The 13,971-nt window shown below is 42.7% G+C and carries 12 protein-coding genes; 11 read left to right on the top strand and 1 reads right to left on the bottom strand.

Annotated features, from left to right (window positions below):
• The first annotated feature begins 118 nt into the window (after window positions 1-118).
• The 7 genes from argS to HXT43_RS05200 all read left to right on the top strand — a co-directional run bounded on the left by argS (window position 119) and on the right by HXT43_RS05200 (window position 9,634).
• Window positions 119-1,915: an arginine--tRNA ligase gene (gene argS / locus HXT43_RS05230; protein ID WP_004105648.1), complete on the top strand. Its 1,797-nt coding sequence runs from the start codon at window positions 119-121 to the stop codon at window positions 1,913-1,915.
• 256 nt (window positions 1,916-2,171) lie between these two features.
• On the top strand, window positions 2,172-3,674 hold the full coding sequence (gene brnQ / locus HXT43_RS05225; protein ID WP_080550923.1) for a branched-chain amino acid transport system II carrier protein: 1,503 nt from the start codon (window positions 2,172-2,174) through the stop codon (window positions 3,672-3,674).
• Between the two features lie 374 nt (window positions 3,675-4,048).
• Window positions 4,049-5,329, top strand: coding sequence for an ABC transporter substrate-binding protein (locus HXT43_RS05220; protein ID WP_004105646.1), 1,281 nt, complete (start codon window positions 4,049-4,051; stop codon window positions 5,327-5,329).
• Window positions 5,330-5,331: 2 nt separating this feature from the next.
• Window positions 5,332-6,297 carry a carbohydrate ABC transporter permease gene (locus HXT43_RS05215; protein WP_004105644.1) on the top strand — a complete coding sequence of 322 codons (966 nt, stop codon included), beginning with the start codon at window positions 5,332-5,334 and terminating at the stop codon, window positions 6,295-6,297.
• The gene (locus tag HXT43_RS05210) at window positions 6,281-7,123 is read left to right on the top strand and encodes a carbohydrate ABC transporter permease (RefSeq protein WP_415707228.1); all 843 of its coding nucleotides are present in this window, start codon (window positions 6,281-6,283) and stop codon (window positions 7,121-7,123) included. Before HXT43_RS05215 ends, HXT43_RS05210 begins: the two co-directional genes overlap by 17 nt.
• 55 nt (window positions 7,124-7,178) lie before the next feature.
• Window positions 7,179-8,573, top strand: coding sequence for a glycoside hydrolase family 13 protein (locus HXT43_RS05205; protein WP_004105641.1), 1,395 nt, complete (start codon window positions 7,179-7,181; stop codon window positions 8,571-8,573).
• Complete coding sequence (locus HXT43_RS05200) at window positions 8,570-9,634, top strand: LacI family DNA-binding transcriptional regulator (protein WP_101885864.1); 1,065 nt, start codon at window positions 8,570-8,572, stop codon at window positions 9,632-9,634. Before HXT43_RS05205 ends, HXT43_RS05200 begins: the two co-directional genes overlap by 4 nt.
• A gap of 27 nt (window positions 9,635-9,661) precedes the next feature.
• Here HXT43_RS05200 and HXT43_RS05195 read toward each other — a convergent pair whose 3' ends face one another.
• On the bottom strand, window positions 9,662-10,009 hold the full coding sequence (locus HXT43_RS05195) for a phenylpyruvate tautomerase MIF-related protein (protein WP_101885865.1): 348 nt from the start codon (window positions 10,007-10,009) through the stop codon (window positions 9,662-9,664).
• Between the two features lie 84 nt (window positions 10,010-10,093).
• Here HXT43_RS05195 and HXT43_RS05190 point away from each other — a divergent pair, with 84 nt between their 5' ends.
• Genes HXT43_RS05190 through gltX form a run of 4 tightly spaced genes read left to right on the top strand, consistent with a single transcriptional unit; the run spans window position 10,094 to window position 13,943 of the window.
• Entirely contained in the window at window positions 10,094-10,600 is a 507-nt protein-coding gene (locus HXT43_RS05190) for a GtrA family protein (protein WP_032835361.1), read from the top strand.
• 34 nt (window positions 10,601-10,634) lie between these two features.
• Entirely contained in the window at window positions 10,635-11,339 is a 705-nt protein-coding gene (locus HXT43_RS05185) for a histidine phosphatase family protein (protein ID WP_101885866.1), read from the top strand.
• A 28-nt stretch (window positions 11,340-11,367) separates the two neighbouring features.
• On the top strand, window positions 11,368-12,324 hold the full coding sequence (locus HXT43_RS05180; protein ID WP_004105628.1) for a hypothetical protein: 957 nt from the start codon (window positions 11,368-11,370) through the stop codon (window positions 12,322-12,324).
• Between the two features lie 56 nt (window positions 12,325-12,380).
• Window positions 12,381-13,943 carry a glutamate--tRNA ligase gene (gene gltX / locus HXT43_RS05175; RefSeq protein ID WP_004105625.1) on the top strand — a complete coding sequence of 521 codons (1,563 nt, stop codon included), beginning with the start codon at window positions 12,381-12,383 and terminating at the stop codon, window positions 13,941-13,943.
• The last annotated feature ends 28 nt before the right edge of the window (window positions 13,944-13,971 follow it).

Genomic DNA, 13,971 nt, shown 5'->3' with positions numbered 1-13,971 from the left:
GCAAGTAATCGAAAATAATTAATCGCAAAACAAAAGCGCTGGAAGTCAATCTTCGACTCCAGCGCTTTTTGTGTATTGTAATCGCGAAGCATCGCGCGGTAACGCTAGACTGTAAACCATGAATCCAGAAAGCTTAAGTGAATTAATTGAAAAAATTGCTAAAGATTTAGTAGCAAGCGGTAAAGCTGGCAGTCTAACAGAAGATTTGATTCCTGCTGCCGAAAAACTTGCAGTTATGCGACCAAAGGATCGCGCACACGGCGATTGGGCTACGAACGTTGCTATGCAGCTTGCTAAAAAAGCTGGTATGAAGCCTAGTGATTTAGCCGAGCTTTTTGCTGAGAGTTTGCAAGAAGCGGAAGGTATTGCGTCTGTAGAAGTTGCAGGTCCTGGCTTTATTAACATAACGCTTGATTCTGCTTCTGCAGCGGCAGTTGTAGACGAGGTCTTAAAGCAAGGTGCTGATTTTGGCAAAAATACGCACTTAAGCGGCAAAACTTTGAATCTTGAGTTTGTTTCCGCAAACCCAACTGGTCCAATCCACATTGGTGGAACTCGCTGGGCTGCAGTTGGTGATTCTATGGCTCGAGTCTTGGAAGCGAACGGCGCAAAAGTTGTGCGCGAGTACTACTTCAACGATCATGGCGAGCAAATTAACCGTTTTGCAAAGTCTTTAGTTGCTGCAGCTCATGGTGAAGAAACGCCTGCAGATGGTTACAAAGGCGCGTATATTAACGAAATCGCAGACGCTGTTATAAAAGAAGCGCAAGCAGACGGCGTTGATGTTCTTTCTTTGCCAAGAATTGATCTTGGAAAAGACGAGGAAGGTTTGCCTCTTGGCGAAGGCGATTCCGAGCAGCGCGAAGAGTTCCGCAAGCGCGCAGTGCCAATGATGTTTGCCGAAATCCGTAAGTCCATGCGCGATTTTCGTGTTGATTTCGACGTGTGGTTCCACGAAAACAGCCTGTACGAGGATGGCGAAGTTGAGCGTGCTATTGCAGATTTGCGTTCTCGCGGAGACATTTTTGAAAAAGATGGCGCAACTTGGTTTGAATCCACTAAGCATGGCGACGACAAAGATCGCGTAATTATTAAGTCTGACGGCAATTACGCTTACTTTGCTGCAGATATTGCGTACTATCGCAACAAGCGCCATCGCGAACAGAATCCTGCGGACGTAGCGATTTACATGCTTGGTGCGGATCATCACGGCTATATTGGCAGAATGATGGCAATGTGCGCGGCTTTTGGAGACAAGCCAGGCGAAAACATGCAGATTCTTATTGGTCAGCTTGTAAACGTTATGAAAGATGGCAAGCCTGTACGCATGAGCAAGCGCGCAGGAAACGTTATTACGATTGACGATTTAGTTGATGCAATTGGTGTTGATGCTTCGCGCTACTCGCTTGCTCGCACAGATTACAATACAAGCGTTGATATTGATTTGGATTTGCTTGCTTCTCACAGCAACGATAATCCTGTGTATTACGTGCAATACGCGCACGCACGCAGCTGCAATGTGGCTCGTAACGCGGCGGACGCTGGAATTACGCAAGATGGCGCTGATTTAAGCTTGCTTAATACCGAGGCTGACGGCGAAGTGTTGGCTGCTTTGGCGCAATGGCCTGCAGCTTTGGCTCAAGCTGGCGACTTGCGCGCTCCTCACAGAGTTGCGCATTACCTTGAGGATTTGGCAGCAAGTTACCACAAGTGGTACAACCTTGAGCGCGTTGTGCCAATGGAGTTAACTGACCCTGAAAATCGTTTGCCAGAAGCCGAGCGCGAAGCTCAGCGCATTGCAAAGTGCCCAGAGCCAGCTCGTGCTGCAGCTCGCTTAAAGCTTAACGCTGCTGTGCGCACAGTTATTGCAACTGGTCTTGATTTGCTTGGAGTTTCTGCTCCGGAAAAGATGTGATTTTGCTTATTTTATATAAGATTTAGAGCAAAGCTATAGAGCATTTTTGATTACATAGGACGTTGGTAGTTTGCCAGCGTCCTTTTTATTTTTTATTAGAGACACGCACGAATTATAAGTTTCTATCGATTAAGTACATGCAATTTATTAATATACCCTCTAATATTATTTTCGCTTTAAATCCACAAAATTACAAAGTAAGAGATTTAGCTGAATAGTATATAAATACAAATTTATCCTTATGGGAGGTGTAAGCATGAGCGTCACAACACAAAGTGTCAGCACAGATAGTGCCCCGAAAAAAAGGAACTTGACCATTATTGAGTCCGCGTACGTGGCGGTCATGTTGTTTGGTATGTTCTTTGGCGCAGGAAACCTGATTTTCCCTGTGTTCCTTGGAGCTAATGCAGGAAACAATTCCGCTCCTGCAGCATTAGGCTTTATTATTACCGGCGTTGGTTTGCCATTGCTTGGTGTTACGGCTCTTGCGATGAGTCGCGCAAACGGTCTTTTTGAACTTTCTAGTAAGCCGAGCAAAAAATACGGCATGTTCTTTACTTGTGTGCTGTATTTAACAATCGGACCATTCTTTGCAATTCCTCGCTGCGCAACAACTTCGTACACTGTTGGTTTGGAGCGCGTCGTTCCACAAGACGGAAACGGTCAATTGTATTTGTTCTTGTTCTCTGTGGTTTTCTTCGCGTTAGCATTCTTCTTTGCTATGAAGCCTAGCGGAATACTTACATGGGTTGGTAAAGTTCTTACGCCGATATTCCTGGTTTTCTTAGGTATTCTGGTATTTACTGCACTGTTTTCTCCTGTAAGCGGCGCTTCTGCGGATGCTGCTCCTATAGGGAAGTATGTTAATGAATCATTCTTTACAGGATTCTTAGATGGCTACAATACAATGGATGCTTTAGCTAGCTTGGCTTTTGGCATTATAGTTGTTAGTACTATTCGATCCTTTGGCGTAAAAGACCCTAAAGATGTGGCAGTGAATACTGTGCGATCTGGATTCTTTAGCTGCTTGCTTATGGCGTTGATTTACGTCGCAATTGTTGTTGTCGGTGTGCGTAGCCGTGCACTGTTTAAGCCTGCTGAAAACGGTGGCGTAACTTTGGCGCAAGTTGCACGCTACCATCTTGGAAACGTTGGTTTGCTTGTTCTTGCTGCAACTGTTACTCTTGCATGCTTAAAGACGGCAGTTGGTTTAATTGTAAGCTGCTCGGAAACCTTCTCTAAGTTATTCCCTAAGGGCCCTAGCTATCGCGTTTGGTCTGTGTTGATTACGCTTGTTTCGTTTGGTCTTGCAAACTTTGGTTTGAGCACAATCATCGAATATGCAGTTCCAGTATTGATGTTCTTGTATCCACTGTCAATCGTATTGATTCTTTTGGCTTTGTGCGGTCGACTTTTTGGAAATTCCAAAGTCGTGTACGCTTGGACACTTGGTTTTACTGGTGTTGCAGCTGTATTTGACTTTTTGAATAGTTTGCCAACAGCTTTGCGCAACGCATTGCATATGAACGATATGTTGGTGGTTGCTCAAAACTGGTTGCCGTTCTCGGAATTTGGCATGGCTTGGGTTTGCCCTGCTGTTGTTGGATTTGTTGTTGGCTATGTCCGCATGGTTTTATTTGAAAACAAGGACATGGAAGAGGTGGCTCGTCTAGCTGCTGGTCCAGATCTTGAAGGCAGTGTTGCTAGCGAAAATGATTCATATGCTTCCATTGATTCTCAGTTTTGCGAGCAAAATTAGAAAATCATGAAATAACCGTATAAGCTAAATAAACCGCCATATTTTGTTGCGTAATTTTTCGTAGCAAAGTATGGCGAATTTTATATAAAACGCACGCTTGACTTATTTATTGGAACGATTTAGTATATTTCAATAACGAACAAAATAATGTGCAATCTAAAAGTAATTCTCGCTTAGCCAGTAAAGCAAGATACGAAAAGGCACACGTCTAGTGCTCGGCGCTGAGGCATTAGCAAAATGGTTGTTCATGAGTGAAAGGAGTAAACGACGCTGTTTGCGGCAGAAGTCTGGCGTTGCTATATATCAAATGGTGCATTGGGCGGTATGCCCAAGAACCTTTAAGTTTCTCTAAATATTTCTAAGGAAGAACAACGATGTTGAAACTAAAAAAGTTTGGAGCAATCTCTGTGATGCTCGTTGCTGCGCTTTCGCTTACCGCATGTGGTGGCGGCACAAGCTCCACGAGTAATGCTCAAGGTAAAACAACCGTTTCTGTTTGGCATTATTGGGATGGCGCTAATGCAGATGCCTTCGATAAAAAAGTAAAAGCATTTAATGCTTCGCACAAGAACATTGAGATTAAAACTACAAATGTTCCTAATGCTGATTTCTTAACAAAATTACGCGCATCTGCTACGTCAAATACTTTGCCTGATATGGCCATAGGTGATTTGATTTGGATGCCTCAAATGGCACAAATTGGTAAGTCTGCAGACTTAAAAAAGCTTCTCAAGCCTGAAGTAATTGACAATATTAACCCTGCATTAAAGAATTTTGGGTCAATTGATGGTCGCTTAGTATCCGTTCCAATGTCAGCCAATAATCTTGCTTATATGTACAATCGCACAATATTTAAGAAGGCTGGTTTAGATCCAGATAAGCCGCCAAAAACTTGGGCTGAATTAAAGCAAATGGCAAAGCAAATCAAAGATAAGACTGGTCTTCCAGGATACGATTTGCCAACCGAAGCAGGAGACAGCGGTGAGGCTCTTACCTGGAACTTCCAAGTCAATCTTTGGCAAGCTGGGGGTGAATTCTTAAAGAAAGATAACTCTGCTGCTGCTTTTAACACTCCTGCAGGTAAGAAAGCTGCCAATTTCTGGATGGATCTTATTAAAAGTGGAGTGAGCCCATATGCTGGATGGGGCAAGTTTGAAAAAGGTAAAGGTGGTTCTGCGCAGGAAGGTTCTTGGATGGTAGGTATTTGGGCAGCGGATCCTCCATTTGATTTTGCTGCAGCTCCTTTACCAACTCCTGAAGGTGGTAAACCATCTACTAATCTTGGCGGAGAACAAGCCATGTTGTTTAACAATGATGATGCAAAAGTAAAAGCTGCTGCTGAATTTGTGACTTGGTTCTTGCAGGACAAACAAGTGCTTGATTGGTGTGAATCTACTGGTTTCCTGCCTGCGACAAAGAGTGCTGCTAACAATGCAGAGTATCGTTCATGGGTTGAAAAGAAAGAGCCTCGCTTACTTCCATATATTGAACAAATGGCAACTGCTCATACTCGTCCAAACACCAAACTATATCCACAGATTTCGTTGGCATTCGCAAAGGAAATGGAAAAAGCATTTTCTGGCGAAGTAAATGTTGGAACTGCATTAAAGAATGCAGAAAAAGCAGTCAACGAAGTAATATCGCAAGGTAAGTAATCATGCGTAATCCGATAGTACAGTTGAAAAAGAACAAGTCAGCTGCTAATGCAGAAGCAAAGGCTAGTAATGGTAAGCTGATTCGTGATAGTCGTAAAACTGTAGGTAAATGGGAGCAAATTCTCACAGCATGGGGATTGTTGCTTCCTGGATTAGTGATTCTCGTCATCTTCACTTTTTATCCAATTATTTCTGCAGCTTATACGAGCTTAACAAATTGGAACGGGTTTTCTGTAAATCCAGATTTTATTGGATTGAAGAATTATGTGAAACTATCTCAAGATCCAGAATTTTGGAATAGTTTAACCGTGACTGTTATCTATGCATTTGGTGTAGCTGTGCTATCGGTTGTTTCGGGGTTGCTTTTTGCGGTATTACTAGATGCGCCAATTCGCGCTCGCGGATTGTATCGCACTATATATTTCCTTCCTGTCGTTACCTCCTCGGTGGCTGTAGCAATTGTGTGGAAATATATGTTGGATCCATCGGGTCTTGTAAATTCTGTACTCTCATCCCTAGGTATTGCAGGACCCGACTGGCTCCACAACAAGTGGCTAGCATTACTTGCTACTACACTCCTTACAGTTTGGAAGAACTTAGGTTTTAATATCATTCTATATTTGACTGCTTTGCAATCTCTTTCTAAGTCGACTTATGAAGCTGCAAGTCTTGATGGTGCTACGAGCTGGCAACAGCTGCGTTATATTACAGTTCCTCTGCTTAGACCAATGACATTCTTTGTGGTTGTGCAAGCGCTGATTAGTAGTTTCCAATCATTTGATTTAATTTATGTGTTTACTGAAGGCGGTCCTCGAGGTGGCACTGACGTACTAGGAATGTTTATGTATCGTCAAGCATTTAGGTTAGGCAATTTCGGTTATGGTACGGCAATTGCTATAGCGTCGCTGGTGTTAGTTCTTATCGTAACTCTTGTGCAATGGAAGGTAAGTAATGCAGAAAATAAGTAAGGTTTTTACGAGATTGCGTTCGTTGCATCTTGCTCGGCATATTGTACTCATTATCGGTGCAGCTTCGGTACTTATCCCATTTATGTGGATGTTTACAACGTCGTTGCAAACAAAAGCCGAAACGTATGCCGTTCAGTCAGTGATTCCAACATCATGGCATTGGGAAAATTATCTGCATGCGTGGCAAAGCGCTCCGTTTGCAAACTATTATATTAATAGCTTGATCATGTCGGCAATTATTGTAGTTGGTCACCTTGCGTTTGATGCTATGGCAGCTTTTGCTTTTGCGCGATTAGAGTTTCCTGGAAAGAAAATATTATTCGTGCTGCTACTTTCTGCTTTCATGGTTCCTGCTTTCGTAACAGTTATACCTATGTACGGTATTATCGCTCAGTTGCGTTGGATTGATACTATGGCAGCTTTAACAGTTCCGCGTTTGGCTGATGTATTTGGCATTATTTTGCTACGCCAACATTTTACTACTATCCCGCGTGAGCTAGATGAGGCTGCAAGAATTGACGGATGTTCAAGCCATGGTATTTTTATTAAAGTTATTCTGCCGCTTTCTAAGCCAGCTCTTGCAACTCTTGGTGTATTCTCATTCCTATTTGCATGGAATGATTTTCTGTGGCCTCTGTTGGTTACAAATGCAGAAGAAATGCGTACTATTCAAATCGGCTTGAGTGGTTTTGTTGGACGTTATGGTACGTCATGGAACTATTTAATGGCTGGAACTTTGACGTCAACTTTGCCATCAATTATTATTTTCTTCTTCTTCCAAAAAGCTCTTGAACGAGGAATCGCTTCTACAGGTCTTAAAGATTGAAGAAGTGCTAAGACGTTTACAATTTGTAAAATTTACTATTTGTTAGGAACAAGTCATGCAACCTGAATGGGTAAAATCAAGTGTATTTTATCAGATTTTTCCGGAGCGTTTCGCAAATGCAAATGCCTCTATTAACCCTAATCCTGTAGAATCATGGGATAAATCTCCAACTAGGGACAATTTTTTCGGTGGTGATTTGCAAGGGATCAGTGAGCATCTGTCATATCTTGCGGATATGGGTGTCAATGCTTTGTATCTTACTCCAATTTTCCAAGCGGATACGAATCATCGCTATGATGCCACTGATTATTTCAAAATTGATTCACGTCTTGGTAATGACGCAGATTTTGATGAGTTTATTAAGCGTGCTCATGAATTGCAGATTCGTGTAGTTTTAGATGGTGTATTCAATCATTGTGGAATAGGCCACTGGGCGTTTCAAGATGTTGTACGTAACGGCGAACAATCGCAATATGTTAATTGGTTTTCGGTAGAGGGCTTTCCTGTAGTGTCTCATCCGGAACCGAATTATAAAACATGTTCCGGCTGTTACTATTTACCAAAATGGAATGTATATAATCCAGAAGTGCGTAGACATCACTATAACGTTGCTAAATATTGGTTAAATCGTGGTATTGATGGCTGGCGTTTAGATGTTCCATATTTCGTCAATAAAACATTTTGGAAGGGTTTCCATAAAGTAGTGAAATCTTTTGGGGATGATAAATACTTAGTAGCTGAAGAATGGCGTAACCCTTCTCAATGGCTTACTCCGGAACTTATGGATGGAACCATGAATTATACAGTTCGTGATTTAGTCCTAGGTTTTTGCGCTGATGAAACGTTGGATGCTTATGATTTTGCAGATGGTATGAATGCTTTGTATAACGATATTCCAGAAGAACATCGTTCTTGTATGTTGAATTTGCTTGGGAGTCACGATACTGAGCGATTGCTTACGCGTACAAAAGCTCATGAATATGCTTGGGATACGTCTGCTGAAGACGCTGAGAATTTAGCTTATGCGCTGTTATTCGCTGCTGATGGTGCTCCTATGGTGTATTACGGCGATGAAAATGGTATGGAAGGAGAAAATGATCCGGGTTGCCGCGCTCCTATGATTTGGAATGAGAATGCTTGGAATTTATCTGTTCGTAAAACAGTTTGCAAATTAATGCGTCTACGTAGAGAAAATGCTGCTCTCCAATATGGCAGGCAGCATGTAGCTGCTTTAGGTAAACATACTGTGTGTATTACGCGCAACTTACCTTCGGGGCGTGCATGCTTATGTTTAGTGCATCGCGGATCTGGAGCTTACATCAATTGTGATGATTTGCCGGTGCGTATGGATCGTTCGCTATTTGGTGTGCCAAGTATAATAGGTAAGCAATACCGTATGGGAGAAAAATCCATTATATTGTATGAAGGTGAAGCAGTGGGGAAGCTATGAATGTTCGTAGAGTGACTATTAAGGATGTTGCAGAAAAAGCTAATGTTTCCAAGTCTGCAGTATCTTTTGCATATAATGATCCGTCAAAACTATCTGAGGCGACGGTTGAACATATTATGCAAACTGCTGAAGAAATGGGATATGTGCGAAGTGCAACAGCTAGAGCATTGCGTACGAATTCTTCGAATGCTTTGGGCTTGTTGCTGCCGCAAGGTATTGATACGATTTTGCAAAATCCCTATTATTCACTTTTGATTCAGGGCATTGGGCAGGTTTGCCAGTCGGAAGGCTACACTTTGATGCTTGTTCCTCCGCTAAGAGGTTCAATGTTAAAAGCTATTCCTACAGCTGCAGTAAGTGGTTTTATAATTTGCGGCTTGGAAGCTGAACGTGCAGAAGTTGTTGAAATTTTGAATAAGCATGTTCCTGTAGTGATTGTGGATCCTGCTCAACCTATTAACGTTCCGACTGTAGAAGTTGACGATGAGCATGATTTTGAAGATTTAGTAGATCGACTTATTGATTTAGGTCATAGGAATATTGGTATTGCAGCAATTGAAACGAAATCGCATACTGATTATCCTGGGTGGCAAGGAATAGTTGGTAGGCGCATGGCAAGTGTTGTGCGCGCGCTTAAAAAGCATAACTTATCGCCGGAAGATAAAGAGATTACCGTTATAGAAACGCCTTGCACGTATCAGGGTGGCGCTGATGTTTTCAATAAAATGTGGAATGATACTAATCTCGAATACAGACCTACTGCGATTGTGTCGTTTAGCGACATTATTGCGCTAGGCGTGCTTGGAGCAGCTCAACAACAAGGGCTACGTGTGCCTGAGGACCTTTCCATTACTGGTTATGATGATTTGCCTTTGTCTACAATTTGTACGCCACGATTAACTACGGTTCATCAGCCAATTACTTCAAAAGGACGTTTGGCTGCAGAAAGTTTGATTGATCAAATACGCTTTGATGAAGAAGCTTTGCCTGTTTCGCATAAAAAACTAGGAACTGCCCTCATCGTGCGTGAATCGGTTGGGGCAGCTCCTCTTAAGAAGTAATTGGCTTAATATATTTTGCAGTTTTGACTAGAAGTTGCCGCCGTTCCAACCCCAGTCAGTAGTTGCAGTGTAACGAATATAAGTGCGATCCTGTGGAATCCCAAGCTCTCGCTCTAAAGCTGCCATAATCTGCTCAGTTAACTTTTCCCAAGCAGACCCTGGCACGCTGGAACCAAACACGTTCACCTCAACGTAAGCTGCAGGCTTGGAATCGTCTCCTGCAAAATAAATCGGCATATTGTCCTCGAATGGGCACATGAGCCAATGCTCGCTTTTTCCTGGAACTGCGCTAATTGCTTTGCCATAAGCAGTTTTTAATGCGTCACGCTGGGCAGGTGTTGTGCTTACAGAAATATGAGTATGAATAACTGGCATAATCGCTCCTTTGCTAAATTTAGTAAGCTTTATTACGTAACAATTATATGTTATTTGTTAGCAGCCGCGTGTTTAATGGATATTATGAAAAAGCTTATTGAACAGGTTGTAAAGTTTGGAATTGTGGGCATTATTGCCCTTATTATTGACGTTGCGCTACTCAATTTATTAATGCTTGCGCACTTAAATAATGTGGTTGCGGGTACGATTTCTTTCGTAATCTCACTTATCTTCAACTATATTGCCAGTATGAAATACGTCTTTAAACATCGTGAAGATATGGCAAAGTGGATGGAGCTTCTGATTTTTGTTATTTCCGCAGTCATAGGTTTGCTTATAAATGATTTGATTATTTGGGCTAGTACGTTAGGAATGGCTGAAACTTTACGCGGATCTGCAGTATACGTTTTGCGCACAAATATAGGAAAACTTGTAGCTACTGTTGTTGTTGCTGTGTGGAATTTTGTTATACGAAAGTGGCTGCTCGATGATACTAAATCTCAACAGCCTGGGTATGTTGCGCAAGAAGATACGAGTTTTGCTCACCGCTTGGGAATGTGGTCGCTTAATCATACAAAAAACCGCAAGTAATTGGTTTAATCTTTTAAACAGAAAGTAGAACGCAATGCCAGCTACGACAATTCATTTTGTGCGTCATGGAGAAGTTGATAATCCAAATCACGTGTTGTATGAGCGTCTTCCTGGATTTCATCTTTCGGCTCGCGGAGTGAGGATGGCGCAAGCTACAGCAAAATATATTGCCACTGTTCCGCAAATGCGCGGAATTACTGCAATTTATTCGTCTCCTCTTGAGCGGACTCGTGAAACAGCGCGTGAAATCGAAAATGCTTTGCGCAATATTGCAGATTCTGCCTATGTAAAAGCGCACTGTGATGAAGATTCTGCGCAATCTTTTGCGCAATCTCAAGAAAGCGACATTATTTTAGATAAACGCTTAATTGAAGCTGGAAATAATTTCCGCGGAAAACGCATAGGCTACGGTGAAGGCGCACTGTGGAAAAACAACAATTGGAAGCTTGTTGCGAATTTGTGGAAGCCAAGTTGGGGAGAAAGCTACCGCAGTATTGCTACTCGCGTTGGTGATTTTGCGCGCGAGCAGGTTCGTAAGCATCCTGGTGAGCAAATCGTTGCAGTTACTCATGAGTCGCCAATCTGGTCTTATAGACACCTACTGGAAACCGGTCACGCTGAACATAATATGCTTCTTCGTCACACGGCTTTAGCTTCGATTACTTCTATTACTTACGATTGTGAGACTTTGCGTGTGCTTTCAATTACGTATGTTGATCCTGCTGGGCGAGTGAAGTAAGTAACATATAATGCGAAGGAGCATTGAAATGGTTAATTCTGTTGATTCTGTCAAAGATTCTGAAGATATTAAAAATAATGAAAAAAGTATGCTAATGCTGAATGATGCAGCGCAATCTGCCGCAAAACTAACAGAATTATGGCCATTGACGGAAGCGCGACACTTAGATAACGACGCAAAATATGCGGAAAATCTTGAGGTGCGCTCAATGCGAGCAATAGCACGAATACTCACGAATCTTGACGTTACCGTTCCGGATGCTGAATTTGTGTATGAAGGCGCGGATGAAATTCCTGGACGTCCGCAAGAAATAGTAGACGCGCTACTTGCTGCCGCCGATGCTTACGACAATATGGATTCATGCTATGAGCCTAACTATGATGAACCAGAAGAAGAAATACTAGAAAATAGTAATAATATAAATTCTATTTTTAGTAAGATTGCATCTCATTCTGCCGAAGATTCTAATGCAATAAATGCAGCAGCCGATACGTTAAATGTTGAAGGTAATTGGAGTATTAACAATATCGACTTTGCAATTAATTATGCGAAACAAATGGTTTCTTGTTATGAAAATAAATCATTGGAAACGCAAAAAATTATTGTAGTTTTAAGCTTATTAACAAATCTAATTAAAAAAACTAACGAGATTTGCGAAACTTTACCAATCTTCTTATATATTAACGAAATATGTGAGTGTGCTGGTTTGCCGCGAATGATGTTCAAGGATGCTCAATGGCGTGAGATTGTTGATTGTGTGCGCAATTCTAGTGATAAGTGTAATTGTGATATAAGTGCGTTGGTCAATTTTATTTCGCCGCTGCTTATTTCAGAGTGGGAAAAGCATCGTGAAGACGTGCTGTGGGATCCTGAAGTTGCGAAGAAGCTCGCAAAAGAAGAGGATGATAGAAAGTCCCGCGAGGCTCTTGCTGCGAAGTTTGCGCACGTTGAGGGTAATAAAGAATCTACGCAGGCGCTTGATTAGTTTTTAGGTTGACTTATGTTTGATGCGAATGCTGCACGTCCGTAACGCGCGGCACAATGGAACCTATGACTGATATCGAGGAAACTCAAGAAGTTGCTAATAATGCAACAAAATCCGCAAAGCCTGAACTTCCAAAGAATGTTCGCGTGCGTTTTTGCCCTTCGCCAACCGGTACACCTCACGTAGGTATGGTTCGTACCGCGCTATTTAACTGGGCGGAGGCTCGCCATACTCACGGCAAATTGCTGTTCCGTATTGAAGATACCGATAATGAGCGCGATAGTGAGGAAAGCTACCAGCAGATTATTGAGGCTCTTCGTTGGCTCAATATTGATTGGGACGAGGGCATTGATGTTGGTGGAGGTAACGGACCGTATCGCCAGTCCCAGCGCATGGAAATTTATAAAGACGTAGCACAAAAGCTTTTTGAAGCAGGATACGCTTATGAATCCTTCTCTACTCCTGAAGAAATTAAGGAGCGTAATATTGCTGCTGGTCGTCCTGCTGAATTTGGTTACGATGGCTACGATCGCAATCTTACGGAAGAACAGAAGCAAGCTTTCCGCGACGAAGGTCGCAAACCTGCACTTCGCTTGAAGATGCCAAATGAAGACATTACTTTTAACGATTTAATTCGTGGCGAAATCACCTTTAAAGCTGGATCTGTTCCAGATTATGTGATTGTGCGCCCGAATGGCGATCCACTTTATACGCTTACAAACCCTGTTGACGATGCGTTAATGGATGTGAACGTTGTTTTGCGCGGTGAAGATATTCTTAGCTCCACGCCTCGTCAGATTGTGCTTTACCGTTACCTTATGGAGATGGGCATTGCTAAGGAAACTCCACTTTACGGCCATATGCCTTACGTTATGGGCGAAGGTAAGAAGAAGCTTTCCAAGAGAGACCCTGAGTCCAACTTGTTCTTGCATAGAGATAACGGATTTATTCCAGAAGGCTTACTGAACTACTTGGCTTTGCTTGGCTGGTCGATCGCTCCTGATCGTGACGTGTTCACTATGGACGAAATGATTGAAAAGTTCGATGTGCGAGACGTTAAGGCAAATCCTGCACACTTTGACTTAGACAAGGCGATTTCCATCAACGCTGAGCATATTCGTATGCTCGATCCGCAAGATTTCTTGAATCGTTCTGTGCCTTACTTGCATAAGGATGGCGTAGTTAGCGCAGATAATTGGGATGCGTTAACTGACCGCGAGCGTGAAGTACTCACAGCTGCAGCTCCTCTTGTACAGCCTCGCGTGCGTTTGCTTGGTGAAGTCGCTGGAATGGTTGGAAGCCTGTTAAGCGAAGATGGCTACATTGCTCCAGATGACGACGCTCGTAAACAGTTGAAGGAATCTGCAGGCGAGGTTCTTGACGCTGCGCTCGCTGCTTTGAAGGGTGTTGATGCCGCTGATTGGCACACTGATTCCTTGCATGAGCTTTTGAATAAGAAGCTTGTTGAGGAAGCTGGTTACAAGCCGCGCTTGGCATTTGGTCCTGTGCGAGTTGCACTTTCTGGCCGTCGCGTTTCTCCGCCACTGTTTGAGTCCATGGAAATCGTGGGCAAAGACGTGACTTTGGCGCGTTTAGCTGGATTGCGTGAGCATTTGTAAATCACCAATAATTTATAAGCTCAAATAA

The organism is Gardnerella sp. DNF01195, assembly GCF_049244175.1.
In the GTDB taxonomy this organism is placed as follows: domain Bacteria; phylum Actinomycetota; class Actinomycetes; order Actinomycetales; family Bifidobacteriaceae; genus Bifidobacterium; species Bifidobacterium leopoldii.
The sequence above is the reverse complement of the archived record's forward strand: the minus strand, read 5'-3'. Positions and strand labels throughout refer to the sequence as shown.